A 22,280-nucleotide genomic window follows, 5' to 3' on the forward strand; every position below is an offset into this window, starting at 1 on the left:
TTCGGCGTGAACGGGCTGGGCAGCAGACTCGCGTCCAGGTCCGCCCACTTGTCCTTGCCGACCTTCACCCGCGACAGGTCCACATGGGAGAGGTCGACCAGCCACGAGCCGGGCAGCTTCGGGTCGAACACCGGCGCCTTGACGTGTGTTGGCGCGCCGAGGCCGACGATCAGGCCGTTGGCGCCGGCGGCGAAGGCCATGTTGACGTCGATGCCGACCAGGTGCCGCAGGGTGCATTCGGCATCGGTCATCGGCCGCGCCCAGTCGTAGGCTTCCTCGAACAGCTTTTCCGCCGGGCCGCGGACGTGGAAGCGCGGCAGATCCTTGAGGAGCGGGTGTCCGTCGGGGGCCTCGCACGGGGCGCAGTCCACCGGGTCCTTGCCCAGGCTGCCGGGGTTGTGCTCGGAGTGCCGCTTGCCGTCGGCGTCGGGCTCGGAGGCGCGGGTCGGCGGGTGCAGCGCGGTCATCAGCTCCAGGCCGGTGACGGCGGTGGAGCCGCGCGGCGTCATCACCCGGGACGCGTACACGCCCAAGAGCCGGGCGAGTTCCGCCGGCAGAAGCTGCCCGGCCTCGCCCCAGTGGCGCGAGTCGAGCGCGTGCCAGGACGGAATGCAGAGCTGCACGCAGGCACGTTCCGAACCGGCGGCGGGGCGGTAGATCCGCGCCCACGGCCCGAACCCACGCTTCGTCAGCTTCCAGTCGGCGCGCACCAGCTGCTTGATGACCTTGTGGCCCTCCGGGATCCGCCCGGCGAGCCGCTCCTCCTCCGGGAGGGCGACGGGCAGGCCGTAGCGCTCCAGGGTGGCCTCGGTGAGCACCAGCAGCGGGTCGGCGTCCTTGCCCGGGCCGGACAGCTTCGGCTGCCCGAGCTTCGCCTCCTTGAGCGTCCAGTCGACCAGGGAGGGGAGGGACTTGGCGGGCACGTCCAGGACCAGGCCGCCGGTGCAGTACGCCAGCACCTGCCCGTCCTCGACGTCGACGACCGCAAGCGGCCCATTCTCAAAACGCGGGTCGGTACCGCCCGCCGGAGTACCGGCCGGGGCCGCCCTCCGCGCGCTTGGGCGGCGCGCCGTCGACGTGGTCCTGGGGGTGCTCGCCGGGCGGGGACGCCGACTCCTACGGCCCTGACGACATGGTGATGCACCCACGCCATCAGGCGATGCAGCCGGTCTTGGTCCAGCTCATCCAACAACTCCGCGACTGCGAGACGGTGGAGGCGGGGGTCGAATGGCAGCGTGCCCTGCTCACACGCCTGCTGGACGTGGAGAAGGACCGCTGGGAGTTCAAGCGTGCCGCCACTCGGATGCGTAAAGGCAAGCAGCCGCCCCCGGAGGCCCCGGAGCCCCAGTCAGGTCGCGACCTCTCCGACATCGCGACCTGGCCGTTCGAGCACGACGTGTGCGAGCGGCTGGCCCGCCAGCTGCGCTCGGTCGGTGACGCGCTGGCCTGGCGCGTCTTCGGCTTCCACCGCCCGTTTATCCTCGCTCTGTGCCGCAATCAGTCGCCCGGCCCGATGTACGGCAAAGCGGGTTCCCCGCGCGGGCGCTCGCGGAGCTTGCCAAGGCCGCCCTTCACCGTCGCTTTGACCGCCGAGACGACGATGGCTAGTTCCGGGTCGCGGCTCTTGTAGCTGGTGGGGTGTCTCCTCGATGCGGGGAGGCCGGTATGTGCGCGGCCTGCGCCAAGAACAGGCGTGTGCACTTGGTCGGGACGCAGCGCTAGAGGAGTCCGTGCCCGAAGGCAGGGCCCCGTGGGTGTCGGGCCTGCGCCGGGGAGAAGGGGCGGCACCTACCGCCGTCAGGATTCGGCGGCGCACACGTGGCAAGTCAACTCGGTGGCCAGGCGTCGCATGACCGTCCGGTTGGCGTGCCGCATCGTGGCCCGTACCACGGGGGCCAGCAGCCGGTCGGCGAGCGGGGCGCGTACCCACGTGTACGTGAACGATACGCGGGCCCCTCCGGTGGGCAGCGGTTCGATGGTGTAAGTGCCGCGGCTCCTGCCGTCCTCAGGCGGACGGATGAGCCCTTGATACCGTCCCGCCTGCGAAGGAGGCGCACTGGTGGCCGAGGGCAAGACACCCCCTCGTGGCCTCGCTCATTACGACGCCAACCCTCTGGGCAGTGGGCAGGCTGACGGGAGACCACGAGGGCATCATTGTTTGCGCCGTCCTCGCCGCCTGGGTGACCGCGTGCGGTGAGCTTGCGCCCAAGTGGCTGCCAGTAGTCAACGACTGATCGATCGTGCCCCTCTGGTGACTCGACGGACGCAGACGGTCAACCAGCACTGGGCCGCTCGTACGCCTGACGCGCCTCCTCAAGAACCGCCCGCCAGGAAACCACGTCCGGTCGGCGGCGCAGCAAGGCGCGGCGCTCGCGGTCGGTCATGCCGCCCCACACGCCGAATTCGATGCGGTGGTCGAGTGCTTCGGCCAGGCACTCGGTGCGCACCACACACCCCGCGCACACCGCCTTGGCCCGGTTCTGCTCGGCGCCTTGGGCGAAGAGTTCGTCGGGGTCGGTGCTCCGGCAGGCCGCGAGCTCAACCCATTGTGCGCTGGTCATGGCTCCCCCTCGACTTCTCTCAGCGACCCTACGCCGCCCACCGCATACCACGTCGATGGGCTCCGGTCTGCTCAACACGGTTGGGGAGCAAAATCCTGGGCGGGCCCGGGTGGTGCTGGATGAGTGGTGTTTTCGTACGGGTGTGCTCGGGCGGGACATCGGTCGTGTGCAGCTGAGATGGGTAGCATCCGGCGCAACACACCAGGGATCAAGGAGCGTGAACTGCCGTGGCTGACAAGCCCGACACCATCCAGGACAGGTACGCCTCTCAGTTTGCCGCGGACCTCGAGAAGATCCTCGCCGAACAGCAAGAGCTCCAGGGGCATTTGGACCGGCTCAGGGCGGAGGATGAGTGGCTGCGCAGCGCGCTGGGCTCTCTGCCTGCCGCCCAGGTCCAGGAGAACGCCTCCGGTACGGCGCAGTCGTCCGCCCAGGCATCGGCCGCACCGGAGGAAGCGCCGGTCCCGCAGCCGCGACACGAGGAAGCGGGTCCGGCCGGGCAGTCGACGCGGGCCAGGAAGAGCACGGTGAAGAAGACCACCGTCACGGCGCCGGCGAAGAAGACCGCGAAGAAGGCGGCCGTCAGGAAGACCGCAACCAGAAGCGGCGAGCCCCCGCTCGGCGACCTCCTTTTGCTCATCCTCGCCCAGCAACCCGGCGAGCCGCGCACCGCCGGCGAGGTCGTCAGCGCCCTGGAGGAGGCGTTTCCCGAGCGCGCTCGGGACATCAACACAGTGCGCAACACACTGGAGCGGATCGTCGCCAAGAGCCGCGTCGAGCGGACGAAGCAGGGAAGCACCGTGTACTACACCGCACTGCAACAGGATGGCGCCGCTGCCCCGGAAGCGGACACAACGGCATCAGCGGCTGACACCCCGGCGAACGAAGAGGCAGCAAAGGCCGGGGTCGGATCCTGACGCCTCGGCCACAACCGGCGAGGGCCGTGGCCGGGAGCGCGGCCTGTGCGACTCTGCGCGACACCCGCCCCGCGCTGTTCTCGAGTCCCCCCGGCGACGGTGCGTTCGACATCATGCGCTGGCCCATGGTCGAAGGGCAGGTCCCTGTCCCGCGCGATCCCGCCCGGCGTGCGCCGGGGCTGGTGGCCGGAAGGCACCAGCGCGCCCATCAGTCCGCACAAGAACATCGCTTACCACGGACCGCTGTTCTGCCCGTGGCCGAAGCGGTTCCTGTCCGGGCTCGGCCGCACCCTCACCAGGAGAAGTGCGTGTTCAGGGGGCGCCCGGTCTGCAGATGGGGGGTCTATGCCTCGCTCGAAGCCGGTCCCAGGCGCCGGTAGGCGTGCGCTGCGGAAACCAGCGTCATGTGGTGGTGCCAGCCAGGGAATGACCGGCCCTCGAAGTCGAGCAGCCCGTGTTCGTCGCTCATCATCCGGATGGAGTCAGCGGCGCCGGGCTGCAGGCGTACCAGGTCGAGCAGAGCGTCGACGCGACAGTGCAGGGCGTTGGTGGCCCAGATGCGACCCGGGCTGGTGGGCAGATGTGTGACGAAGAAGCGGAGCACAGGTTGCCCGTTGTCCGGGAAGCACGGTCCGGGTCCGGCGAGCCGGGCCGTCGAGGAGGCGACTCGCACACTGCGCACGGGCAGGCCATGTCGGTGTTCGAAGGCCGCGTGCAATCTGCGGCGACCGGTGCGCCGGAGCAGTTCGCCGACCGGGAGGGTGGTGAGGCCCGGTTGCTCGGGCCGCCATCCGCAGTCGGCCGAAGGTGCGACCGGTTCTACGTGGAGACCGGCCGGAACGGCGAGGACAAACTTCTGATCGCGTGCGCCCAGGCCACGCAGGGCGGTCAGGGTGTCCGAACTGCCTGGCAGGTCAACGACGATCGGGGGGAGAGGGTGCGACACCTGCGCGGCCAGGGAAAGCACCAGATCGAGGGCGCAGTCGCCGGCCGACTGCGGTTCCGCCGCGTCGGGAATCCGTGCCTGCCGACGCCGCGCAGGGTCGTCCGTCCAGTCGGGCGGGAGCACGAGGCGCCAGTCGGCTGCGACGGAACCTCTGTCAGTGGCCAGGAAGATTCCCACCCCTTGCTGACAGTTGAAGGCGCGGCCGGCCACAGGCACGAAGGTGCGGTGGACCCCAACGGAATGGTCGCCGCGTTTGGGCATGAAGACCGTGTCCACTGACCAAGCCCTGACCGGAAGCGCCCTCCCCACCCGGCGAATGACCTCGTGGCGAGCCGGTGCCCAGTCCCAAGGGCTGGCGTTCAGGAACTGACGCAGGGACTGGGCCGCCGTCGGGGAGGCGGAGACCGTTTCCGCCATCCTGCGCAACGATTTCTTGCCGGGGGTGGCCAGCAGTCCGCGCAGGTATGCCTCGGCCCACCGGCGCTGGTCCGCCCGTTGCAGGTATCCGAACAGGCCGTCTGAGTAGTCGGCGAGAGGGCCCCCGAAGGTCGCGGGCTGTTGCGGGGCTTCTTGCCGCCTGCGGCCCGTCTTCTTGGCCATCACGGGCTCCACGGGTCATCACTCCGAGGTCTCGTATCGGTCGTCGTGCGGGCTGGGCGCCCGGCCCGCCGGTGACTGCGGGCCGGGTGCCGTCTACTCAGGGGCGCTGGGAAGTGACCGGCCTACTAGGCGGTGGAAGGCGTAGGCTGCCGAGACCATGGTCATGTGGTGATGCCATCCGCGATAGGAGCGGCCTTCGAAGTCGCGTAGTCCGAAGCTGCTCTCCATGGCCGTCGTGTTGTCCTTGGACCGCTGGGCGAGCCGGCTGAGGGCGACGATCTCATCAACACGGTGTTCTCTCAGGTTGGTGATCCACGAATGCTTGGCCAGCCCGGACGGCGACACCTCTGTCAGCAGGCGGACGCTGAGTCCCTGACCTCCCCTGGGACGGCGACCGTCGTCGGGGAGTGTCACCAGGCTGGAAACGACCTTCATGGGGTCGCGATGCCCGCAGGGCGCGCTCGTCTGGCAGCACCAGCGGCCCAACGCCTCCAGAGCGGATCCTGCTCGCTTGAACGCGCCGCGCGCAGCGTGGACCGTCCGGACCGGGCGCCGCTGGCCGGCGGAGTCGAGGACTTCCAGTGAGCCGTCGACCTCGAAGCTGAAGTCGAATCCCCTACTGGTCATCTCCGTGACAAACTGGGGTATCTCGGTGAGGTGGCACAGGTCCGCCACCACCGGGACGCGGCGCGCTTTCCACTGGAACTCCAGTTCGGTCAGCATGGCGACGAAATCCGCCCATTCGGGGTTGGCGCGCACTTCGCGCGGAATGTAGGCGGACTCCCGCAGTGTGCTGTCGGTCAGCCATTTCGCCGGCATCAGCAAACGCCAGTTGACAGGCAGGTTCCCGGAAGGAACGGCAAGATCGACTGCCAGGCCGATCTGACAGTTCACGGTGCGGCTGACCTCAGGGAGGAAGCGGCGCTCCACCCCGACCGAGCGTTCGCCACGCTTGGGTATCGCCACCCGCGATAACACCCAGGCCTTCGGGGTCTCCTCCTCGCTCACGTAGCGCGCCAGGTGAGCGCGTACAGGTTCCCACTCCCACGGGCTTTGGTTGATGAACTGCTGGAGCGACTGATGGGCGGGGACGGAAAGGATATCCTCGGATATTCTGCGCACCGATTTCTTGCCCTCGACCACTAGCAGGCCCCGGAGATAGACCTCGGCCCATCGCCGCTGGTCCACGCGGGGCATGGAACTGAAGATCTCTCCGGCGAAGTCGGACAATGTGTCTCTGGTTATCGTCGCCGCCGTGCTCGTGGACATCGGCGCGCCCCCGTTCTGTGGTGGTGATGAAGAAGAGCTGCTCTCTGTCGTCCGAGGTGGACCGGGGCCTGGGAGGGCGCCCGGGAGGGCGCCCGGGATACGGTGATCCCGGCGCCCGGTTCGTCAGCCGAGTCGGGTTATTCCCGGGTGTGCGGCGTCGTTGACGCCGCGCCGCACCGTCGTGCGCCGGTCCACGATGTCGTTCCAATCGCGGCCGTACATGTCCCTCAGGGTGACCGGGTCGCGCATGAGGTCGTGGGGGTAGCCGAGCTCGATCCGGCTGAGCTCCTCGAGACGGGCGAGCTGGCCGCTGGAGAGGGTGACATCGACGCACCCGAGCGAGTCCTCAATCTGCTTCTGCTTGGTGGCGCCCAGGATCGGCACGACCGTCTGCGGACGGTGCAACAGCCACGCGAGAGCCACCTGGGCCGAGGACCAGCCGCCCTCGGCTGCGATGGTCGCGACCTCGCGGACGAGGGCCTCGGTGCCTGGGCGGCTGTTGTGCTCCCGCGGCTCTACGGTGAGCCGGCCGGTGCCGCCGGTGAGGTACTTGCCGGTGAGCAGGCCCTCCGACAGGGCCCCCCAGGCCAGTACCGGGATGTCGAACTGTCGTGCCATAGGCAGCAGTTCCCGCTCGGGACTCCGCTCAAGCAGGCTGTAACGGATCTGCAGGCCCACGAACGGAGACCAGCCGCGCAGCTCGGCGAGGGTGTTCGCCTGAGCGACCTCCCACGCCGGCCAGTTGGCGATACCCACGTAGTGGACCTTGCCAGCTCTGACCTGGTCATCAAGGATGCGCATGATCTCTGGCACCGGCGTCAGGGTATCGTGCGCGTGGACCCACAGCAGGTCGATGTAGTCAGTCCGCAGCCGGCGCAGGCTCTCCTCTAGGGAAGCGGTCAGGTTCTTGCGATGGTTGCCGGCGGAGTTGATGTTATCGGGGTCGGTCTGGAGGGTGTACTTGGTGGAGACGACGAATCGGTCCCGGTGGCCCTGCAGGATCTCGCCCAGATAGCGCTCGGACGTGCCACCGGTGTAGTGGTCCGCCGTGTCGATGAAGTTCCCGCCCGCCTCGGCATAGCGGTCGAAAATGGCGCGGCTCGTCGACAGGGGTGCGCCCCACCCCCATTCCTCTCCAAATGTGACCGTGCCGAGCGCGAGTTCGGAGACTCGCAGACCGGTCTTGCCCAGCAGTGTGTAACGCAAGGTTCCTCCTTGAGCGTGCCTCAGGCGGCAAGGCGCGACAACTAGCGAGCGACCACGGGGGTGTGCAGCTCAAACAGTTCGATGAGCTCTCCGCTGGGACCCTTGACGAAGGCGACCCGCGCCTTCGTCTCGGGCTCACCGTTGAGCACAATGCTGGTCGGTACCCCGGGCCACTCGTCGAAGGGGAAGGCCTTTCCGCCGGCCGCGAGGCAGTTGGTGTAAGCCTCGTCCACGCTAGGGACGATCAGGGCGAGGTGCTGCAGCGGGCCGGCCAGCGAATCCACGTCGTCGCGGCCGCCGGGAAAAAGCTCCAGATAGGTGCCCCCGCCGAGCTCGATGTACAGGGCCCGGCCGTCATAAATGTGGCGACAGGCGTGGTCCGCGTGGGAGGACTTGCTCCACTCGTAGACACGCGTGTAGCCGAGACCGTCCCGGTAGAAGCGGAGGGACTCGTCGATGTCCTTGCAGACCAGGGCGACGTGCATCAGTGGCGGCGTGACGGGCCGGGAAGTGTTGTCCTGCGGTGCCATGCACTCTCCTGTTCGGGGATCGCGGGGAATACGCCCGGCGCCAGGGCCGGACGTTCAAGGTCAGGCCGCGGCGGGCCAGTCACGGTGCAGCCACTCCTCCAGGCGGCCGGGGAGCTCCGCGGCCGAAGACGCGGGGGCGGTCAGCGCGACGTGCCCGTCGGGCCTTACGAGAACCGCATGCGGAAGACCGTCGGCCTCGGCGACGGCCACCGGTACGGGTATCTCCTCTGCCGCCGCCTGCGCCGCGGCGAGCCCGGCGCCCGGGGGCAGGAGCAGGGACCAGCCAAGTCCTGCGGCCATGCCGGGGCGGGGCGGCATACGGTCCCCCACCCCGGGGCCAGGGTCGTCGCCAGTGCCGTAGGAGACCGAGAGCTGGGCCAGCCGACCAGCCAGCCACGCCCGGACCTCGGGGAGTTGTCCCACTGCGTGCAGGACGTCGTTGCGCAGACGAATCTTCCCGGGGTCGCTCATGGTGGAGATCTCGTGCAGCTGGGCCGCGAAGGCCAGCAGTCCCTGCGCCATAGGCCGCCGCTCAGCGTTGTACGTCCGCAGCAGCGCCGGTCCCGCCTCACCCTTGACCACGGCGGCGAGTTTCCAGGAAAGGTTGAAGGCGTCCTGAAGTCCGGTGTTCATGCCCTGGGCGCCGACCGGGCTGTGCACGTGGGCGGCGTCCCCGACTAGGAAGACCGGCCCCTGCCCGAAGGTGTCCGCCAGACGGTGTCGCACCCGCCAGGTGGACGACATCCGTATCTCGCCGACCTTCGCACCCGCCGCGCTGGGCCCGCGGGCGTCCAGGAGCGCCTGGACGCCCGCAGCGTCGAGCGCCGGGGTGTCATCGTCGACGAGCGCCACCGCGCGGTACGTCTCCCCCTGCAAGTGGGAGACAGCGAGCAGGCCGGCCGGGGAGAAGAAGAACGTGATCTCTCCCTCCGGTCCGGACCAGTCCATGGTGAACTCGATCAAAGCGAAGTTGTGTGGCTTCTCATGGCCCACGAACGGGATGCCCGACTGTTCGCGAACCGTGCTGTGCAGCCCGTCGCAGCCCACCACCCACCGGGCGCGCAGAGCCCGTACTTCGCCCGTCTCCTCGCTGCTGAGCATGGCGTTCATGCCGGGGAATAGTTCGCTGAGAGCCAGCAGCGCGGTGCGGCGGTGCACCGTGCCACCCAGTTCGGCCAGCCGTTCCTCGAGCACCCGCTCCGTGGTCTGCTGGGGCACGGCGAGGACGAAGGGGTAGGGGGTGTCCAGTTCGTCGAACGGTGTATGGATCACACTGCGCTGGCCGTCCCGGGCAGTAAACGAACGCCCCGCGCGGCCCTTAGCGATCAGGGCGTCGGCGGCTCCGATGGTGGCGAGCGATTCAAGGGTGCGAGCGTGGACGGCCGCAGCGCGGGAATGGACGGCGCCGCTTGCCGACCGGTCGACGAGGACGTAGTCGATCCCCTGACTGTGCAGTGCGCAGGCCAGTGCCAGGCCGGTCGGCCCCGCCCCTACAATCAGCACATCGGTACTGCCGGGCAGTTTTGAATTGCTCTGATGGTCCGGCATAGTGCACTCCAATCAGGCAGCATTTAACCCTGCAGCTGTTTCCAAAAATCAGGTTGGCCGGTCGCGGCCGGCCCGCGCGATCTGTGGGCGCTGCAAGTATCGATAGCCCCAGACGCCTTTCGCAATGGCGACTGGACAAAGTCACAAGATCACTTTGAGGCGTGGCCCCATGGGACCTGGCTATGCCGCTCAATTCGGATGCGACTTCGGGAACTCTCCGACCGCAGCTCCGCTCACCGGCGCCGGCGCGGACCCGTCACGGACGGTGAGGCAACTCTCGACGAAGTCCCGTACTACGGAGTGGAACCGGTCGCCACGCGGCCAGACCACTCCCACGTGGCTGGGGGCCACCCCGGTCAGCGGCCGGTAGACGACGTCGGGGCGCTGATAGAAGGAGGCAGTGGCTCTGGGAGTAAGACTGATGCCGTAGCCGCCGGCGACCGCGTGCAGCCACTCGTCCGGGGTGCGTGCCACGGTGCCGACGCGGACTGGGCGGCCGTGGCGCTCCTCGGTGGCGAGCCAGTAGTCGCGCCACCATCCGGACTCCTCGGGGGTGGCGACGAAGGGCTCGTCGAGCACCTGCTCGAAGGCGATTTCGCGCTGGTGGGCGAGGTGGTGGTCCACTGGCAAGGCGATCCAGCGGGGCTCAGTGATCAGTGTTTCGCGATGAAAGCGCTCCTCCCCAGGGAAGGGCAGCCGGAGCAGCGCGACATCGACGTCACCGGTGGCGAGACCGGCCGTGGGGTCGCTCCACTCCGTCTGACGCATCTCGACCCGCCAGTTCGGCCGCCGGCTGGCGAACTCGGCGACGATCGACTGCGTGTCCTCATTAGCGGCACTGGCCACGAAGCCAACCCGCAGGACGCGCACGGCGTCGCGGGCCGCTCCCCGTGTGCGGTGCACCAGATCGTCCCACCCGGCGAGCAGGTCGGGCAGTCGCGCCGCGAGTTCGGTGCCGGCCTCCGTCAACTCCATCCCGTTACGGCTCCGGCTGAACAGCCGGACACCCATGAGTTTCTCAAGTTTTCTTATCTGCTTGGTCAAAGAAGGCTGAGTGATGAAGAGGAGTTGGGCGGTCCGGGTGAGGTTTCCCTCCCTCGCCAGTTCCTCGAAGTGACGCAGAAGTTTCGTGTCGATATCCATGCTTTCACGTCATGCTAAGAGTTATTGGACAGGAATTGGGCTTGTCCGCAATCCTTCTTGCAGAGATGGTGACCCAGCTTCGGAATAGGGTTCCGTGGCTCGTAGGGATGAGGAGAAATCATGAGCTCTGACGTCAGTCTCGGCACCGCAGGCAACAGCACTGTCGTACGCCTGGCCGGCGAGGACCACGATGTCGAGACGGTGCGCTCGGTCCTGGACCGGGCCGTCTCTCAGGTCACCCGGCGTCTAGTGATCGATGTGTACGACACTGACACGCTGCCCGGAGCAGCAGTCCGATGCCTGGCCTTCGCGAGCCAGCAGGTCCCGCACGCCGCTGAGGTGGTGGTCGAGGGGGCCTCCCCCTCGCTGGTGTCGCAACTGCGTCTGGCCGGCCTGGACCGTGCGATGACCATCGTGACCCCCGACTCGCATGGGGTCACGACGGTATGACCAGGCACACGGCGCAGGCCGGCGGCCCCTCCTTACCGGCCCGGTACGTTGCGGGGAGCCCCCGGCCGGCGCCGCGGCTTCACGCCCCGGCGGCATGGCGCGCGGGGCCAGCGACGAGCAGCAGGCTCGCGTGGGCCGCCAGACACCAGTGAGTGACGGAGCAGACGGGTTCCTCTCCCTCCTCGTGGCCGTCCTGGTGGGCGGGGGAGCCCGTATCGGCGAAGACGTGCCAGCGAAGGCCCGGCGGCGGTTCGGGGAGACACAGATTCCGCGGGGAGTCGCCCGAGTTGGCCGCCAGGTAGACGCAGTCCGCGGGGCCGTCCTCGCGTTCCTCGTAGAGCATCGCGGCGAGCAGCGTGGACGTGGAGGCCCAGTCCGGTTGCCACGGTTCCTCCCCGTGCCAACTGACCGGCGGGCAAGGTGCTCCGGGCCTGCCGTTGCCGTCCGGGTGGGCGACGCGGCGGAGGACCGGATGCGCCTTGCGCAGGGCAATGGTGCGGCGGGTGAAGTCGAGCAGGCCGCCGTGCGACGCGCGCTGGTCCCAGTCGACCCAGCCCAGTGGGCCATCCTGCCCGTAAGCGTTGTTGTTGCCGTGCTGGGTGCGTCCGAACTCGTCGCCGGCCAGCAGCATGGGGACACCCTGGCTGGCCAGGAGCAGCAACAGGGCGTTGCGGGCCTGCTGGACGCGGAGCCGCAGGACGACGGGGTCGTCGGTGGGGCCTTCGTGCCCGCAGTTCCAGCTGTCCTCGTCCGGGATGCCGTCCTGTCCGTCCTCGCCATTGGCCTCGTTGTGGCGGCGGTCGTACGTGGTCCAGTCTGCAAGGGTGAACCCGTCGTGGCAGGTGACGTAGTTGACCGACGGCGTGGCCCCGCGTCCCGGGTACAGGTCCGGAGAACCGACCAGCCTGGTGGCGAACTCTCCGGCCGAACCGGGTCGGCCCAGCAGGAAGCGCCGGATGGCATCCCGGTAGCGCATGTTCCATTCGCTCCACCGGCCGTAGGCGGGGAATGAGCCGACCTGATAGGCACCTGCGGCGTCCGTGGCCTCCGCGATGAGCACGCAGTGGGCCAGGGCCGGGTCGTGGGCGATGGCTTCGATGAGTGGCGGGGCAGACAGCGGCAGACCGTCGGTGCCGCGGGTGAGAACGGCCGCCATGTCGAACCGGAAACCGTCGACGTGGTACTCGGTGGCCCAGTGGCGCAAGCTGTCCAGTATGAGGGCGCGGGTGACGGGGTGGTTGCAGTTCACAGTGTTGCCGGTGGCGGTGAGGTTGACGGGCCTGCCCCGGCTGTCCAGCAGGTAGTAGGCGGATTCGTCCAGGCCGCGCAGGGAAATGGTGGGGCCGCGGTGATCGCCTTCGGCCGTGTGGTTGAAAACAACGTCGAGGACGACCGCGATGCCCGCCGCATGCAACGACTTCACCAGGCTCTTGAGCTCCTGGGCCGGGCCGCCCGGCCCGGTTTCCGAGGCATAGTCGGCTTTCGGTGCAAAGAAGCTGACGCTGTTGTAGCCCCAGAAGTTGCGCAACGGTTCGCCGGTGGTGGGCGACACGTACGTGTTGTCGGTCTCGTCGAACTCGAAGACGGGTAGCAGTTCGACGCAGTTGACACCGAGATGACGCAGGTAGGGGATCTTCTCGCGCAGGCCGGCGTAGGTTCCTGGACTCGCGACCGCGGAGGAGGTGTGCCGCGTGAATCCCCGCAGATGCGTCTCGTAGATGATGAGCTCATCCTGGGGGATGCCCAGGGGGCGGTCGTCCCCCCAGTCGAAGTCATCCGTCGGTACGGCGCATCGGTATTGAGGGCGTGCGCCCCAGCCCCTGGTGCCGGCAAGCTCCGTGGCGTAGGGGTCGAGCAGGACCGGAGAAAGCTCGCCGGAGGTGTATTCGACGCGGTACCCGTAGTGGAAGCGGGCGGGGTTCAGGCCCTGCACCGTGACGGTGAACAGGGTGCCGAACCGCCCGCTGTCGGGGAAGGGCAACTCAGCCAGAGGGGTCCCGTCGGCGGCGTCCATCAGGACCAGCCACATGGCGCGCGCTTCCCTGGCGTGGAGGGCGAAGTTGACGCCTCCCGGCACTGGGCTCGCGCCCAGTGGCCGTGCCCGTCCGGGCGAGGTGCGCCAGGCGGCGCGTGGGAGGAGTTCGGGGGTGGCCATGGTGGCTGCCTCCTAGTTCCGCACCGGGCGCAGCCGGACCCGTACCCGGAGCCGCTGATCGCTCGCCGGCAGGCGTACGGCCATCGCCTCGGCGTCGAAGTCGTGGTACGGCGCTCCGTCGATCAGCACTTGGTCCAGGATCACATGGCCGAACGGGAAGACGTCGGGGGCGACGCGCAGCATCCCATCGGGGAAGCGGGCGTCGGGTCCGGGACAGAAGTACAGGTCGAGCGGTTCCCGGTTGATCAAGAGCTGGGTGTAGGTCTCTGCCAGGAAGCAGAGTTCGGCCTTGTGGTACATGGCCATGGCATGGCTGCCCTTGAGCCGCTCGTTACCGACGAGGAAGGGCAATCCCTGGGCCAGGACGGTGAAGAAGACGCCGCCCTCGTCGTGGTCGAGGAAGAAGGCGTTGTAGAAGGCGGAGGCCTCTCGGGCGTGGGTGAGGAAGTCCTTCCGGTCCGTACCGCCGGCCAGGACCAAGTAGGCGAGGATTGCTTGCTCCTGCTGCCACCATGTCTTGCGGTCGTGCCAGACGAAGGGGTGCCTGCCGTCGCGAGGGCGCCGCTCAAGCACGTCGTACCAGCCGCCCCGCTGGGCGTCGCGGCCGGCACCGGGCATGGTCCCGCCAATCCGCTCGGCCAGTTCGAGGTACTCCCTCTTGGGGAGCGTGCCCCTCATCCGCATGAGGTTCCACGCGATCTTGAGGTTGTGGCCCACGACGGCATGGTCTCGCTGCCAGCCCCAGTGGCGGTCGGGGGTCCAGTCCGCGTGGAACCTTTCGTGGACGAACGGGCTCTCGTCGTCCGGCATGTGCGTAACGATCATGTCGAAGGTGTGCTCCAGCATGTCGCGGTAGCGGTTCTCGCCGGTGGCCAGGTACAGGTTGAACAAGTAGGCGGGTGCGTGGTCGCCGACCGAGTTCCAGTTCTTGCGGGCACGGTTCGGGCCGAGGCTCTCGTGGTGGGCGCTGAGAGTGACCGGGTCGATGTGCGAGTAGTAGCCGCCCAGCCGCCGGTCGGCGAAGTATTTCTCGAAGAGCCGGACCGTGCCCTCGATGTCCGCGAGGATTTGCGGCGAGCCGGTCAGCCGGTAGGTCTGGGTGAGGCCGACCAGGGCGTAGATCTGCTCGTAGGCGGGAATGGCCCGGTAGTCGTCACCAAACTCGGAGGCGAAGTATTGGCGCTCGCGGCCCCCGGTGACGTCGATGCCGTGGTACCAGTACACGACGTCCTCGTCCGGATCGACGAACCGCATGTGGTCGTGGAGGTACCGTGACCCCTTTTCGGCGACTTCCAGCGCCGTCTCGTCGCCGGTCAGCATGTATGCGCTGGCCATACCGTAGACCATGCGGGAGATGGTGTCCGTCTCCTGGACAGCCTGTCCCGTCTTGCCGCCACTGGCGCTGATCACCGTCCGATAGTCGCCGAAGTCGACCGGACCGTCGCCGAACTGGGAGCGCTGGTAGAAGGCTGCGATCCGCGCCAGTTGCTCACGCCACCAGCCGGCGCGTTCGAAGGGCCAGGCGGCGCCGTCGGCCTCACCGACGAAGAGCAGCTGCGCGGCCTGGAAGCGCAGCCCCCCCGCTTCGGGGTACACCGGGCCGTAGCAGAAGAGGAAGGTGCCGGGCCGCAGCAGTTCATGCAGCTCTCCGCTTACGTCGTCGTACGGTTCCCCCAAGTTGCGCAGTCGCTGACCGTGCGTGGTGGCGGTCAGGTGGACCGTCACGCGTCGGTCGTCCAGGGTGCGCAGTTCGACTTCCCGGCCGCGCCGTTCGACGACGTAGCCGGCGGTGCTCTCCGAGAAGGGGAACGGGACGCCTGTCGACAGGGGCATGGTCATGCCGCCTCCAGTTCCCGCGGAGACGGCTCGGCCTGCTCGGTGGGCCTGTCCAGCAGTTCGATCACGGCCCGCGCGAGCAGGTGACATTCGGCTACCGTGCGCCCGGTCACAAGGTCGTCGTCGGCGACGACATCCTGGTTGGTGTAGACGGCCCCCATGTTGCGGACGTCACCGACGAGGTTGTTGTGGCAGGTGACGGGACGGCCGGCTATCAGCTCAGGGGCAGCCGAGACCAGGGACAACGCGTGGCAGGAGAACGCCTTGACCAGCCGGGGCAGGCGGAACGCGCGGCGCATCAGTTCGACGGCCGGCGCCGGGGTGTCCACGTCCTCGCTGAACCGCAGCCGGTCGGAGACCATGCCGGAGGGCACCAGCAGGGCGGAATACCGCGAGAGTTCGGTGTAGTCGAGTTCTTCCAGATCACCGCTGACGGTGAGCGGGGCTCGTTGCTCGTGGCCGGTGAAGGTGAGCGACGGATTACCCCACAGCCGGGTGAGCAGGACGACCTCGGCGCCCTCCTCCGCGAACCGGTGCTGGTAGTAGGAGATTTCCTCCTCCACGAAGTCACTCTCGGCAAGGATCCCGATGCGCCTGTCGGCCAGTCGGGGGCGCGGCATGACAAAGTTGGATTTCATGGATTTTTCCTCGGCTGATAGCGGACGGAGAAGGGCGGGCCCGGCTCCCGGAGGAGTGCGACGGGCCCGCCCGGTGGTTCACGCGTGCACCGGTTCCTGTGCGGCGGCGGCCGGCGGTGTGAGCAGCGGCTCGGGGTGCAGCCCGGTGACGGTGATGACCCGTATCCGGGGCCGGTCTCGCAGGACCACCCACCATTCCTGATGCGGCAGGCTGTCCGCTCCGGACGGCGGCGGGGTGACGATCACCTGCGCGTGCAAGGGAGAGGAGAGCGTCACCTCCACCACCCCGTCCCCGAGCGGGAGTTCGGTGAGCATGTGGTGGTCGCCGTCGCGGCACCACTCGGCGAATTCCTCGGGACCGCGCACGATCCGCTCCGGCAGCTCCAGGCGCATCCCGTTGGCGAAGTAAGCGGCCAGTTCTTCCGGAGGGGCCCCAGCACGCAGCATGCGCAGCCAGTCGCGCACCAGGCTTTCGGCCTCGGCCGCGGCCAGGGCGGAGCTGTCGGCAGTGGCGGTTCCCGGCCGCTCCTCCCACGTGGTGACAGTCATCAGTCCACCACCAGGTCTACGAGGAACGGGCCGTCGTTGGACCACATCTCACGGATGGCGTCTTCGACCTGTTCGCGCTTTTCGACCCGGCGGGCAGGGACCCCCAGCGACTGGCTGAGGGCGCTGAAGCCGATGGCAGGCCGGGTGAGGTCGAAGGCGTCCGGGACGCGATGCTGCGGAATGCCCTGCTGCGCCCAGTACTGGCCGATGTTCAGATCGAGGAGCCGATAGCGGCCGTTGTTGCAGATCACGAATTTGGCATCGATGCCTTCCCGCGCCGCGGTCCACAGCGCCTGGAAGGTGTACATGCTGCCGCCGTCACCGGTGAAGCCGATCACCGGCAGGTCGGGGCGGGCCAGTTTCAGCCCCAGAGCGCCCGGAATTCCGACACCGAGCGATCCGCCGCGGGTCTGGAAGAAGCGTCCGGGCTCCCGCGGTGGCAAGTAGGTGGCAAGCGCGCCTCCGGAGGTGAGCGCCTCGTCGAAGACGGCCAGCCCTTCGGGGGAGCGCTCGGCTAGGACCCTGACGAAGGTCTCCATCAACGGTTCGTCCTCCAGCGCCGGCAGCGGCCGGGCGGCCGGGGGCGAGGCGGGGACGATCCGCGGACCGGGTCCCAGCGCCTGGGCGAGCCCGGCCAACGCGAGTGCGGGGTCCGCCACGAGGCCGACGTCGACGGGGAAGTTCTTCGCGATCTCGTATGCGTCCAGGTCGATGTGGACGATCCTGGCCTGGTCGGCGAAGGGGGTCTCCAGGTGGGGGTAGACCTCGGGAAAGACGTAGGTGCCGACGATGAGTACGGCATCGGCGTCCGCCACGATCCGGGCGCTGTCCTCGCCGAACATGTGCCCCGTCACCCCGCCGTACAGCGGATGCCGGGTGTCGAAGTTGACTTCCGAGGAGTTGACGCCCCACACCCGGGCCCCCAACCGCTCGGCGACCGCAGTCAGTTCCCGTTGCGCACCGCTGGCAGCGATGCCGTCGCCCATGAGGATCAGCGGGCGCCGCGCGTCGCGGAGGAGACCGGCCGCCTCCTCAAGGGCTTCCGGGGCTGGCGCGGACCGGGTGTCGGGCAGCGAGGTGGGCACCGCCGGTTCCGTGGTAATCATGTCCATGACATCGGCAGGCAGGACTACGACGACCGGCCCCCGCGGCGGTGTCATGGCAATCTTCACGGCACGGCGCAGGACCCGCAGCGTCGAGGACGGATCGAGTACGCGTGTGGCGTACTTGGTCACGGGTTCGGCCATGGCCACCAGGTCGGCGGCCATCTGCCCGTCCATGGCGTCGTAGCGCACTCCCGACTCTCCGACAAGCACCACCAGCGGCGAACCACCGCGCTTGGCCTGGTAGAGCATGCCGATGCCGTTGCCGAGCCCTACCCCGCTGTGAAGTTGCACCAGGCCGGGGCGCTGGGCGGCCCGGGCGTAGCCGTCGGCCATGCCGACGGCTACGCCCTCGTGCAGCGCCAGGACATAGGACAGTCCGCCGGCGCGGTCACCCTCGTCGAGGAATCCCTGCTCCACCGTCCCTGGATTGCCGAACATGTAGCTGATGCCGTCGGCCGCGAACTGCTCGAAAATTGCGGCTTTCCCAGGCCTGGCAAACATAACGGGAATCCTTTCCGAAGGTTGGGGTGTAATTACCAGCCGTAGCGGCGCAGACCGCTTTCCAGGGCCTCAACCAGCTTCTCGCCGCCCAGAATCGAGTCCGGCGTCGAGCGAGCCGTCACGAATGGGAAATCGACGAGGACGGAGGTTTCCTTGCCCACATTTCCGTGAAAGGCACCGTCAGGCCCCGTCGCATCACGCAGGATATACTCAAGCGGATACGGCGGCGGGCCCATGTTGAACTCCACGCCCATGAATCCGGTGCCGTCCTTGTAGTCGTACTCCTTGGGGTGGCCGGTGACGTGCTTGCCCCACAGGATGCTCTCCCGGCCTTCCCAGTCGCGGGCGAAGGCTAGGACGGCCACGCCGTAGCACTCGGCGAGAATCGGCTTGTCGGCGGCGGCGAAGGCGAGCACCACCTCGTGCAGCCGCTCGTTGTTGGCGAGGTCGACGATGGGACCGGAGCCGCCGACGATGACCAGGGCGTCGAAACCGGAGACGAGGTCGGCCAGGGCCGAGTCGAGCCGGCGGTGGTAATTCTCCAATTCGCGCAGGTGGTTCAGGGCGCTGTAGTAGGGGCGCTCGGGCACCAGGTCCTGCAGGCTCAGCGGGTTGTCGAGGCGGGCCGAGGCGTCGAGTTCGGACGCCCGGCGGGCCATGTCCCGGGTAGTCACCGACCGTCCCAGCGGAGGGTCGATGTAGTCCGCGTCGAGGCTCGGCGGGAGCGCCTGCGCCCGCTTCCCCGTCGGCGTCATGAATGTCACCTGGTAGCCACGCTTGTCGAATGCCTCGACAGGGCCGACTAGTTCCTCTCCCCAGTATCCGTACTCGGACAGGACGACAAGAATCCTCCTGGACACACTTTCCTCCATCGTTTCGAGGACTGAAAACCTTTGGAATTTATCCCGGAACGGGATTCATTCCTTAGGTGGACCATTCGAGTAGAGCAAGCTGGCTTCCGGGAGGGCAACTGCATCCGTCCCGGGTGCAGCCACTTGGGCAAGTTAACCCAGTGGCGGAGCAGGCAATCTCGCATTACCGCGAGGCATGGACCATGCGACTTACACAACTTGACGCAGTGCAACTGGTCCAGCGATCCGGGAGCAGCCGATTAGGCATCCGCTCCGCAGAATTGCGGCAGTACCGCAGCTTCTCGTGAAGGGAGTGGAGCATTGACCGGCAGATTTGTCATCTCGGACGTGGGGCCGGTGGTGGATGGTGGTGGCTACCCCGCCAAGGCCGTGGTCGGCGAGCACGTTCCAGTGACCGCGACCGTGTGGAGGGAGGGCCACGAGGCCGTCGCCGCCGAGGTCGTGTGGCGTCACGCAGACACGCAGGACCAAGCGACGACAGTACCCATGACCCTCACCGACCAGGGCCTGGACCGTTGGGAGGCCACCGTTGTACCGGCCCGGGAAGGCATGTGGCTCTACCACGTCCAGGCGTGGGGCGACCCCTGGGCCACCTGGCTCCACGCCGTCCGCACGAAGACGGAGGCCGGCTGGCAGGCTGACCGTCTCGCGGCCGACCTGGAGACGGGGGCAAGGCTCCTGGAACGGCTCGCGGCCGAGTGCGGTGAGCCGCAGGCACCCCTGCTCGCCGCCGCCCGGTTGCGTCGCGGCGACTTGGCGCTGTCGCGGCGGCTGGCCCCCGCACTGGGTGAGGAGATCTCCGCCCTCGTCGCGCGGCACCCGCTGCGGGACCTGCTGACCCCAGGGACCGTGCATCACATCTGGGTCGACCGCGCTCTCGCGCTGCACGGCGCCTGGTACGAGATGTTTCCCCGCTCCACCGGTGGCACGGACAGCACCGGCTCCGCGGTACACGGCACCTTCGCCACGGCCGCGAAGGACTTGCCGCGCATCGCCGCGATGGGCTTCGACGTCGTCTACCTGCCTCCGGTCCATCCCATCGGCAGTACTCACCGCAAGGGCCCCAACAACTCGCTGCACGCCGGTCCCAGCGACGTCGGCTCGCCCTGGGCGGTGGGCTCCGTGGACGGCGGCCACGACGCCGTGCACCCTGCGCTGGGCTCCCTGGAGGACTTCGACGCGTTCGTCGCCGCCGCCGTGGCCCTCGGCATGGAGGTCGCGCTCGACCTCGCCTTCCAGTGCTCACCGGACCATCCGTGGGTCACCACTCATCCCGAGTGGTTCACCACTCGCCCCGACGGCAGCATCGCCCACGCGGAGAACCCGCCCAAGTCCTACGAGGACATCTACCCGCTCAACTTCGACAACGACCCGGACGGCCTGTGGCCGGAGCTGCTAAGGATCACCTTGTTCTGGGCCGCCCGCGGGGTGCGCGTCTTCCGCGTCGACAACCCGCACACCAAGCCGGTGGCCTTCTGGGACTACCTGATCTGGCGGGTCAAGGACACCTACCCCGATGTCCTGTTCCTCGCGGAGGCGTTCACCAGGCCGGCCGTGCTGCATGGGTTGGCCAAGGCAGGTTTCACTCAGTCGTACACCTATTTCACCTGGCGCACGTCCAAGCCGGAGATCACGGCATACGCCTGTGAGCTCGCCGAGGGGGCCGACTTCCTGCGGCCGAACCTCTTCGTCAACACCCCCGACATCCTGCAGCAGTCCCTACAGCTGGGCGGTCCGGCAATGTTCGCCCTGCGGGCCGCACTCGCCGCCACGCTCTCGCCGGCCTGGGGCATCTACTCGGGCTACGAGGTGTACGAGCACCGGCCGGTGCGCCAGGGTTCCGAGGAGTACCTCGATTCGGAGAAGTACCAGCTGCGCCCACGCGATCACGCGGCCGCCGAACGGCAGGGCCGCACGCTGGCGCCGTGGATAACGCGTCTGAACGAGATCCGACGTGCCCACCCCGCCCTGCAGCAACTGCGCCGCATTCACTTCCTGGACGTCGACAACGACGGGGTGCTCGCCTACGTCAAGACCGATCCGGAGACGGCCGACGCGGTGCTTTGCGTGGTCACTCTCAACCCGCACGACGCGGAGAAGGGCACGGTGCGCGGCGCGGTGTCCGCGTTGGCGTCCGCGCCGACCGGCCGGCTGATGCTGCGGGACGAGATCAGTGGAGAAGTGACCGAGTGGAGCGACGACCACCACATCGTCGTGGACCCCACTCGCGCGACGGCTCATATCTGGAGCGTGATGAGCCATGGCTGAGACGGCCTTCTCCATCAAGAACGACCAGCCCGACTGGTTCCGGCATGCGGTCTTCTACGAGGTGCTGGCCCGCTCCTTCGCCGACAGCGACGGGGACGGCACCGGTGACCTCAAGGGCCTCACCGACAAATTGGACTACTTGAGCTGGCTCGGAATCGACTGCCTGTGGCTCCCTCCGTTCTTCGCCTCGCCGCTGCGCGATGGCGGCTACGACATCAGCGACTACCGCACGGTGCTCCGCGAGTTCGGCCGCATCGATGACTTCGTCGCCTTGCTGGAGGCGGCCCACTCCCGGGGCATACGGGTCATCATCGACCTGGTCATGAACCACACCTCCGACGCACACCCGTGGTTCGAGCAGTCCCGCAGCGACCCCGAGGGCCCCTACGGGGACTTCTACATGTGGGCCGACGACGACCGCGGCTACTCGCAGGCCCGCATCATCTTCGTTGACACGGAAAAGTCCAACTGGACGTATGACCCGGTGCGCCGCCAGTACTACTGGCACCGGTTCTTCTCCCACCAGCCGGATCTCAACTACGACAACCCCCGTGTACAGGACGCTATGCTCGACGTGCTGCGGTTCTGGCTGGACCTGGGGATCGACGGCTTTCGACTGGACGCGGTGCCGTACTTGTTCGCGAGGGAGGGCACCGACTGCGAGAACCTGCCAGAGACCCACGGCTTCCTGAAACTGGTGCGCAAGGTCGTCGACGACGAGTATCCGGGCCGGGTGCTGCTCGCCGAGGCCAATCAGTGGCCGCGTGACGCCGTTGACTACTTCGGCGACCCGGCGACCGGCGGCGACGAGTGCCACATGGCCTTCCACTTCCCGCTGATGCCGCGGATCTTCATGGCCGTCCGGCAGGAGAACCGCCTGCCGATCTCCGACATCCTCGCCGCCACACCGGACATCCCGGACGGCAGCCAGTGGGTCATCTTCCTGCGCAACCACGACGAGTTGACCCTGGAGATGGTCACCGACGAGGAACGCGACTACATGTGGGCCGAGTACGCACAGGATCCCCGGATGCGGGCGAACATCGGCATCCGCAGGCGTCTCGCCCCCCTGCTGGACAACGACCGCGACAGGATCGAACTGTGCACCGCTCTGCTGCTATCGCTGCCCGGCAGCCCCATCCTGTACTACGGGGACGAGATCGGCATGGGCGACAACATCTGGCT

At 68.1% G+C, this 22,280-nt stretch carries 18 protein-coding genes and 2 pseudogenes; 5 read left to right on the forward strand and 15 right to left on the reverse strand.

What is annotated here, in order from left to right; translation table 11 throughout:
* Window positions 1-1,148: pseudogene (locus GT030_RS11965) on the reverse strand (transcriptional regulator); the annotation flags it as partial.
* A gap of 11 nt (window positions 1,149-1,159) precedes the next feature.
* Between GT030_RS11965 and GT030_RS35610 the strand changes: the two are divergent.
* A complete protein-coding gene (locus GT030_RS35610; RefSeq protein WP_202459994.1) occupies window positions 1,160-1,630 on the forward strand; it encodes a hypothetical protein in 471 nt (156 codons plus the stop codon).
* Between the two features lie 167 nt (window positions 1,631-1,797).
* Here GT030_RS35610 and GT030_RS36355 read toward each other — a convergent pair.
* Window positions 1,798-1,995: pseudogene (locus GT030_RS36355) on the reverse strand (SRPBCC family protein); the annotation flags it as partial.
* Between the two features lie 278 nt (window positions 1,996-2,273).
* Window positions 2,274-2,561, reverse strand: coding sequence for a WhiB family transcriptional regulator (locus GT030_RS11970; RefSeq protein WP_161201091.1), 288 nt, complete (start codon window positions 2,559-2,561; stop codon window positions 2,274-2,276).
* Between the two features lie 227 nt (window positions 2,562-2,788).
* Between GT030_RS11970 and GT030_RS37350 the strand changes: the two genes are divergently transcribed.
* A complete protein-coding gene (locus GT030_RS37350) occupies window positions 2,789-3,478 on the forward strand; it encodes a BlaI/MecI/CopY family transcriptional regulator (protein WP_161201092.1) in 690 nt (229 codons plus the stop codon).
* A 343-nt stretch (window positions 3,479-3,821) separates the two neighbouring features.
* On the opposite strand, the gene GT030_RS11980 is transcribed toward GT030_RS37350, so the two are convergent.
* From GT030_RS11980 to GT030_RS12005, 6 genes are all read right to left on the reverse strand, one after another.
* Complete coding sequence (locus tag GT030_RS11980) at window positions 3,822-5,024, reverse strand: transposase (protein ID WP_161201093.1); 1,203 nt, start codon at window positions 5,022-5,024, stop codon at window positions 3,822-3,824.
* Window positions 5,025-5,117: 93 nt separating this feature from the next.
* A complete protein-coding gene (locus GT030_RS11985; protein ID WP_161201094.1) occupies window positions 5,118-6,293 on the reverse strand; it encodes a transposase in 1,176 nt (391 codons plus the stop codon).
* A 123-nt stretch (window positions 6,294-6,416) separates the two neighbouring features.
* On the reverse strand, window positions 6,417-7,499 hold the full coding sequence (locus GT030_RS11990) for an aldo/keto reductase (protein ID WP_161201095.1): 1,083 nt from the start codon (window positions 7,497-7,499) through the stop codon (window positions 6,417-6,419).
* Between the two features lie 41 nt (window positions 7,500-7,540).
* A complete protein-coding gene (locus GT030_RS11995; RefSeq protein ID WP_161201096.1) occupies window positions 7,541-8,029 on the reverse strand; it encodes a VOC family protein in 489 nt (162 codons plus the stop codon).
* A gap of 60 nt (window positions 8,030-8,089) precedes the next feature.
* Window positions 8,090-9,577, reverse strand: coding sequence for an FAD-dependent monooxygenase (locus GT030_RS12000; protein WP_161201097.1), 1,488 nt, complete (start codon window positions 9,575-9,577; stop codon window positions 8,090-8,092).
* Window positions 9,578-9,766: 189 nt separating this feature from the next.
* Window positions 9,767-10,720 carry a LysR family transcriptional regulator gene (locus GT030_RS12005; protein ID WP_161201098.1) on the reverse strand — a complete coding sequence of 318 codons (954 nt, stop codon included), beginning with the start codon at window positions 10,718-10,720 and terminating at the stop codon, window positions 9,767-9,769.
* Window positions 10,721-10,840: 120 nt separating this feature from the next.
* Here GT030_RS12005 and GT030_RS12010 point away from each other — a divergent pair, with 120 nt between their 5' ends.
* Window positions 10,841-11,170 carry a hypothetical protein gene (locus GT030_RS12010; protein WP_161201099.1) on the forward strand — a complete coding sequence of 110 codons (330 nt, stop codon included), beginning with the start codon at window positions 10,841-10,843 and terminating at the stop codon, window positions 11,168-11,170.
* A 79-nt stretch (window positions 11,171-11,249) separates the two neighbouring features.
* Here GT030_RS12010 and GT030_RS12015 read toward each other — a convergent pair whose 3' ends face one another.
* From GT030_RS12015 to GT030_RS12040, 6 genes are all read right to left on the reverse strand, one after another.
* Window positions 11,250-13,325: an alpha-amylase family glycosyl hydrolase gene (locus GT030_RS12015; protein ID WP_161201100.1), complete on the reverse strand. Its 2,076-nt coding sequence runs from the start codon at window positions 13,323-13,325 to the stop codon at window positions 11,250-11,252.
* Window positions 13,326-13,337: 12 nt separating this feature from the next.
* Window positions 13,338-15,164, reverse strand: coding sequence for an AGE family epimerase/isomerase (locus GT030_RS12020; RefSeq protein WP_237522329.1), 1,827 nt, complete (start codon window positions 15,162-15,164; stop codon window positions 13,338-13,340).
* The gene (locus GT030_RS12025; RefSeq protein WP_161201101.1) at window positions 15,161-15,799 is read right to left on the reverse strand and encodes a DJ-1/PfpI family protein; all 639 of its coding nucleotides are present in this window, start codon (window positions 15,797-15,799) and stop codon (window positions 15,161-15,163) included. Before GT030_RS12025 ends, GT030_RS12020 begins: the two co-directional genes overlap by 4 nt.
* 78 nt (window positions 15,800-15,877) lie before the next feature.
* Complete coding sequence (locus GT030_RS12030) at window positions 15,878-16,348, reverse strand: hypothetical protein (RefSeq protein ID WP_161201102.1); 471 nt, start codon at window positions 16,346-16,348, stop codon at window positions 15,878-15,880.
* Complete coding sequence (locus tag GT030_RS12035; RefSeq protein WP_161201103.1) at window positions 16,348-17,955, reverse strand: thiamine pyrophosphate-binding protein; 1,608 nt, start codon at window positions 17,953-17,955, stop codon at window positions 16,348-16,350. Before GT030_RS12035 ends, GT030_RS12030 begins: the two co-directional genes overlap by 1 nt.
* 32 nt (window positions 17,956-17,987) lie before the next feature.
* On the reverse strand, window positions 17,988-18,815 hold the full coding sequence (locus GT030_RS12040) for a type 1 glutamine amidotransferase domain-containing protein (protein WP_161201104.1): 828 nt from the start codon (window positions 18,813-18,815) through the stop codon (window positions 17,988-17,990).
* A gap of 312 nt (window positions 18,816-19,127) precedes the next feature.
* On the opposite strand from GT030_RS12040, the gene GT030_RS12045 reads away from it, so the two are divergent.
* Together GT030_RS12045 and treS are read left to right on the forward strand one after the other, a co-directional pair.
* The gene (locus tag GT030_RS12045) at window positions 19,128-21,095 is read left to right on the forward strand and encodes a maltotransferase domain-containing protein (RefSeq protein ID WP_161201105.1); all 1,968 of its coding nucleotides are present in this window, start codon (window positions 19,128-19,130) and stop codon (window positions 21,093-21,095) included.
* Window positions 21,088-22,280, forward strand: a 1,193-nt coding sequence (gene treS, locus GT030_RS12050; RefSeq protein ID WP_161201106.1) for a maltose alpha-D-glucosyltransferase, incomplete at its 3' end; no start/stop codon positions are given. The genes GT030_RS12045 and treS, both read left to right, overlap by 8 nt.

Origin of the sequence: Streptomyces sp. SID1328, from assembly GCF_009865595.1 — a bacterium.
In the GTDB taxonomy this organism is placed as follows: domain Bacteria; phylum Actinomycetota; class Actinomycetes; order Streptomycetales; family Streptomycetaceae; genus Streptomyces; species Streptomyces griseoluteus.

Excerpts from the sequence above, each read along its gene's own strand:
- GT030_RS35610 (WP_202459994.1), top strand. The coding sequence starts at position 1,160 with ATGCAGCCGGTCTTGGTCCAGCTCATCCAACAACTCCGCGACTGCGAG.
- GT030_RS11970 (WP_161201091.1), bottom strand. The coding sequence starts at position 2,561 with ATGACCAGCGCACAATGGGTTGAGCTCGCGGCCTGCCGGAGCACCGAC.
- GT030_RS11980 (WP_161201093.1), bottom strand. The coding sequence starts at position 5,024 with ATGGCCAAGAAGACGGGCCGCAGGCGGCAAGAAGCCCCGCAACAGCCC.
- GT030_RS11985 (WP_161201094.1), bottom strand. The coding sequence starts at position 6,293 with ATGTCCACGAGCACGGCGGCGACGATAACCAGAGACACATTGTCCGAC.
- GT030_RS11995 (WP_161201096.1), bottom strand. The coding sequence starts at position 8,029 with ATGGCACCGCAGGACAACACTTCCCGGCCCGTCACGCCGCCACTGATG.
- GT030_RS12000 (WP_161201097.1), bottom strand. The coding sequence starts at position 9,577 with ATGCCGGACCATCAGAGCAATTCAAAACTGCCCGGCAGTACCGATGTG.
- GT030_RS12005 (WP_161201098.1), bottom strand. The coding sequence starts at position 10,720 with ATGGATATCGACACGAAACTTCTGCGTCACTTCGAGGAACTGGCGAGG.
- GT030_RS12010 (WP_161201099.1), top strand. The coding sequence starts at position 10,841 with ATGAGCTCTGACGTCAGTCTCGGCACCGCAGGCAACAGCACTGTCGTA.
- GT030_RS12015 (WP_161201100.1), bottom strand. The coding sequence starts at position 13,325 with ATGGCCACCCCCGAACTCCTCCCACGCGCCGCCTGGCGCACCTCGCCC.
- GT030_RS12020 (WP_237522329.1), bottom strand. The coding sequence starts at position 15,164 with ATGACCATGCCCCTGTCGACAGGCGTCCCGTTCCCCTTCTCGGAGAGC.
- GT030_RS12025 (WP_161201101.1), bottom strand. The coding sequence starts at position 15,799 with ATGAAATCCAACTTTGTCATGCCGCGCCCCCGACTGGCCGACAGGCGC.
- GT030_RS12030 (WP_161201102.1), bottom strand. The coding sequence starts at position 16,348 with ATGACTGTCACCACGTGGGAGGAGCGGCCGGGAACCGCCACTGCCGAC.
- GT030_RS12035 (WP_161201103.1), bottom strand. The coding sequence starts at position 17,955 with ATGTTTGCCAGGCCTGGGAAAGCCGCAATTTTCGAGCAGTTCGCGGCC.